The sequence below is a fragment of the Salinicola sp. genome (genome assembly GCF_982684285.1).
In genome coordinates this window covers 1-4,519 of the sequence record NZ_CEXLVS010000165.1, presented here as the reverse complement: position 1 = coordinate 4,519, position 4,519 = coordinate 1, and the positions used below count along the sequence as shown (strand labels likewise).

At 63.6% G+C, this 4,519-nt stretch carries 4 protein-coding genes and 1 pseudogene; 2 read left to right on the top strand and 3 right to left on the bottom strand.

Going from position 1 to position 4,519, the window contains the following annotated elements; translation table 11 throughout:
* Positions 1 to 960 (top strand): hypothetical protein (locus AC3AYF_RS14155; RefSeq protein ID WP_487779893.1); only part of this gene is annotated, 960 nt, incomplete at its 5' end.
* Between the two features lie 150 nt (positions 961 to 1,110).
* Positions 1,111 to 1,761, top strand: coding sequence for a pyridoxamine 5'-phosphate oxidase (gene pdxH, locus AC3AYF_RS14150; protein WP_487779894.1), 651 nt, complete (start codon positions 1,111 to 1,113; stop codon positions 1,759 to 1,761).
* A gap of 103 nt (positions 1,762 to 1,864) precedes the next feature.
* Here the strand turns inward: pdxH and AC3AYF_RS14145 are convergent, their stop codons facing one another.
* The 3 genes and pseudogenes from AC3AYF_RS14145 to AC3AYF_RS14135 all read right to left on the bottom strand — a co-directional run.
* Positions 1,865 to 2,755, bottom strand: a complete 891-nt coding sequence (locus tag AC3AYF_RS14145) for a glycine betaine ABC transporter substrate-binding protein (protein ID WP_295037284.1) — start codon at positions 2,753 to 2,755, stop codon at positions 1,865 to 1,867.
* Between the two features lie 80 nt (positions 2,756 to 2,835).
* Positions 2,836 to 3,678, bottom strand: coding sequence for an ABC transporter permease (locus AC3AYF_RS14140; RefSeq protein WP_295037285.1), 843 nt, complete (start codon positions 3,676 to 3,678; stop codon positions 2,836 to 2,838).
* Positions 3,678 to 4,436 (bottom strand): annotated as a pseudogene (locus AC3AYF_RS14135) (CBS domain-containing protein); the annotation flags it as partial. The gene AC3AYF_RS14140 and the pseudogene AC3AYF_RS14135, both read right to left, overlap by 1 nt.
* Between the last annotated feature and the right edge of the window lie 83 nt (positions 4,437 to 4,519).

Sequence of the window (4,519 nt, the reverse complement as noted above, 5' to 3'; positions counted from 1 at the left end):
ACACCCAGAGTCAGCAGCGATCACCAGCAGCCGGGAAGCATGCTCGGCACCATGCTGGGGGCGCATCTGTTCGGCGCCGCCATCAATCTCTCCGTGGTGTTCCTGTTCGGCGAACGCATGCAGCGCGAGGGAAAACTGACGCGGTCGCAGGCGCTCATCGTCGGCCGGGGATTCACCGCCGCCGCTGCCTGGTCGCCGTTCTTCGTCGCGATGGGTGTGGCCTTGACCTATGCTCCAGGACTCGACTACCTCAGCCTGCTGCCCTGGGGTCTGTTGGCGGCGGCGGCGCTGCTGTTGCTCAACTGGCTCGACGTCCGGCGGCTGAACGCGCCATTCATCGGTTACCCCATCGAAAAAAGTGCATTGCTGATGCCGTGCACGCTGGCGATCGTGGTGATCGGGCTGCACCTGCTCTGGCCCGGTCTCTCGATCCCGCTGATCATCGCCATCGTCGCGCCCCTTTTCTCTTTTCTGCTCATGCCCCGCGACAATCGGCGCGAGCGCATGCACCACCAGTTCACCCAGGGCCTGCAGAGCCTGGCGCCTCAGTTCGCCCTGTTTCTCGGGGCCGGCGTCATCTCGACGGGGTTGGCGGCACTGCTGGCAAGCCTGCCGGGCGGGCTCGACCTGCCAATCGGTCACTTCGGCCATTGGCAAGCGTGGTTCGCCCTTGGTGCCATCGTGGTCGTCTCCTTCACCGGCATTCATCCATTGATCGGTATCGCCACGCTGGCACCATTGATCGCGCCGCTCCATCCCGATCCGACCCTGCTCGGCATGCTGTTTCTCATGTGCTGGGCACTGGGAACCGGCAGCAGCCCGCTCTCCGGCAGCAACCTGGCGATCTGCGTGCGCTACCGGATTGCCGTCCGCGACATGCTGCGCTGGAATCTCCCCTATGCCGTTCTCGGCTGGGGCTGCTGCGGTGTCGTGCTGGCGCTTCACGCCTACGCGGGTTGACCCGGTCCCGCACCAGGAGCTGTCGGCGTTCGGCGCGGCCGCCGCTGAAACGTCCACCGGCCCTAGGCTAATGACTGAGAGATGGATGGCCATCACACCGTCCGAGCGCGCTACAATGGCTACCATTCATCGCATTCGCATGGAGAACAACTGATGAGCGATCTCGCCGGTATGCGACGGGACTACGAAGGTGCCGCCCTGGCGCCGGAGAACACGCCCGACGCCCCGCTTCCCCTGTTCGAGGGCTGGCTGGAGAAGGCGATCGAGACCGAAGGGCTGGATGCCAACGCCATGACGCTGGCGACGGTCGACAGTGCGGGCCACCCCCACGCCCGTATCGTGCTGCTGAAGGGATTCGATCAGGCGGGCTTTCGTTTCTACACCAACTATCAGAGCCAGAAAGGCAACGAACTCGCCCACGTTCCCAACGCCGCCGTGGTGTTCTGGTGGCCGACGCTGCAGCGCCAGATTCGCATCGAAGGGAGTGTCGCCAAGGTGGACTCCCGCCAGTCCGACGACTACTTCGCCAGCCGGCCGCGCAAGAGCCAGCTGGCGGCCTGGGTCTCCCAGCAGAGCGTCGAGATTCCCAATCGCGACTGGATGCAGGAACGGCTGTCGCGTTTCGAACAGGTCTATTCGGATCAGGAGGTCGAACGACCGCCGCACTGGGGCGGTTATCTTCTGGTGCCTCTCGCGGTGGAGTTCTGGCAAGGCCAGCGCAGCCGATTGCACGACCGCGTGCGCTACACCCGTCGGGACGAACACGCCCAGGAGTGGCATCGCACCCGGCTGGCGCCTTGAGCCGTCCGATCGGCTGATCCTCTGACGCGGACTTTCGCGCTTCTCGACGCAAAGCGCCCGGTCAAATGACCGGGCGCTTCGTCATGAACGAGGGTGAACGGCGTTATTCGGCAGTGCCGTCAGTCCATTCGGCGACCACATCGGGGTTCTCCTCGACCCACTTCTTGGCATTCTCGTACGGATCCGAACCCTCTTCCTGGTTCATGAGCATGACCTCGCCCATCTGCTCCGGCGTCCAGTGGAAATTATCCAGAATGGCGTAGGCTCCAGGCAGTCTCTCCTTCAACCCCTTGTGCACGACCGTATCGATGTGCTCGGCATCACCGTAGGCTTTCTTCGGATCGTCGAGATACTTGAGGTCCCAGCGCGCGAACATCCAGTGCGGCGTCCACCCGGTCACCACGATGTCTTCCTTGTTCTGGATGGCGCTGGCCAGTGCGGAAGTCATGGCGGGCCCGCTGCTCGACTGCAGCTGCAGGTTGTCGAGGCCGTATTCGTCGATGGCATTCTCGGTCTGCGCCATCAGGCCGGCGCCCGGGTCGATCCCCACGATCTTGTCGTCGAACAGATCGGCGTTGTCGTTGAGATCGGCGATCGAGGAGACCTTCTCGTAGGTGTACTCGGGAACGACCAGACCCAGCTTGGTGCCTTCCAGGTTGACTCCCAGGTCCTCGACATCGTCCTTGACCTGCTTGTAGTAATCGCCGTGGGTGGTGGGCAACCAGGCACACAGAATCGCGTCGGCGTCACCGGTACCCACCGCCTGCCACATCACGGCGGCGCCCAGCGAGTCCATTTCGACGTCGTAGCCCTGCTCCTCGAGCACGGCACGAACGACATTGGTAGACGCTACCGTGGATGCCCACTCGACGTAGGCCAGCTTGACCGTGCCTTTGCTGTCCTGCGCCTGGGCGACACCGGCGCTCATGCTGAGGCCGGCGGCCATCATCAAGGCGCCATAGCGAACGGCTTGTGACATTGCATTGCGTGTCATCGACTTTCCCCTTCTTGTGGTTTATGTACCGCGAGTCCTGCTGTCGACGAGTGGCTCGACGACATCAGGCTCTACCCTGCTCACTTCGTCTTCTTGCCCCCGCTGAGGGACTGCGTCAGCCGGTCGAGCAGCATCGCCATGATGACCACCGCGATGCCGGCTTCGAACCCCTCGCCGGGCCGCAGACGCTGAATGGCCCGCCAGACCTCGCTGCCAAGACCGTTGGCGCCGATCATCGCGGCGATGACGACCATCGACAGCGCCAGCATGATGGTCTGGTTGATCCCGCCCATCAGCGTCGGCAACGACAGCGGCAACTGGACCTTGATCAGTTTCTGGCTGCGCGTCGAGCCGTAGGCGTCCGCTGCCTCGATCAGGTCCTTCGGTACCTGCCGAATACCCAGCGTGGTGAACCGGATGGCAGGCGGCATCGAGAAGATCACGGTGGCGAAGATGCCGGAAACCGAACCGATGCCGAAGAACGGGATCGCCGGGATCAGGTAGACGAACGCCGGCATCGTCTGCATGAAATCGAGTATCGGCATGATCACCCGGTAGAAGCGGTCGGATACCGCTGCCAGGATGCCCAGCGGCAACGCGATCACGATCGCGACCAGTGTGGCGATGACCACCAGCGTCAGGGTCTGGATCATCGGATTCCACAGGCCTAGATTCCAGATCAGCGCCAGGCCGATCAGGCCCCCAAGGGCCAGGCGTCGGCCGCTGACTTTCCAGCACAGCAGCACGACCAGGGCGATCAGCGCCCACTCAGGCAACCACATCAATCCATCGTTGAGCAAATTGATGCCGCTTTGCGTCCCTCGCGATATCGCCCGGGTGACACCGGAAAACTCGGTGGTCAGAAAATCGAGTCCGCTTTCGATCCAGTCGCCCAGCGGAATCCTTGGAATGTCGAAGTCCATTATTGTTCTCCCGTCTGGGCCAGTTGTTCGAGTACGGCGCCCTTCACGACCACACCCAGCAGACGCTGCTGGTCATCGATGACCGCCACCGGATAGCTCTTGCCATGGAACATGGGGTAGAGCGTCGCCAGCGGTTCGTCCGGCCCGATTCTGGGAAAGTCCGTGATCAGCAGCTCGTGTATCGAATCCTTGCCGGCCTTCGCCGCCTCGTCGACGCCATCGGCTTCGACGATGCCCAGCAGCCTGCGTTCGCGGTCGACGACGTAGATGGAGTCCAGCGCATTTTCGCTCATCTTGCGCAGCACGGTCCGCGGGCCGTCGTCGTGACGGGCGGTGGCACGCACCGGACGCATTACCCGGCGCGCCGTGACGACCCGGGAACGGTCCACCCCCTCGGTGAAGCGCGCGACGTAATCGTCCGCGGGCTGCGTCAGAACCTCCTCCGGCGTCCCGATCTGCACGATCTCGCCATCGCGGAGCAGGATGATGCGGTCGCCGATGTTGAGCGCTTCATCGAGATCGTGGGTGATGAAGATCGTGGTCTTCTTCATCCGGTGCTGCAGTTCGATCAACTCCTGCTGCATGTCACGCCGGATCAGCGGATCGAGTGCGGAGAACGCCTCGTCCATCAGCAGCACGCTGGAGTCGTTGGCCAGCGCGCGCGCAAGCCCGACTCGCTGCAGCATGCCACCGGAAAGCTGGTTGCGATAGGCATGCTACCACCCCTCCAGCCCGACCAGCTTGAGCGAGCTCGTGGCCTTCGCCCACCACCGTCGCAGCGACGGGCGCAGCCTGTGGGCGCGCGCGAAGGAGCAGGGCGCGGCCGACGCGGTCTCGAGGG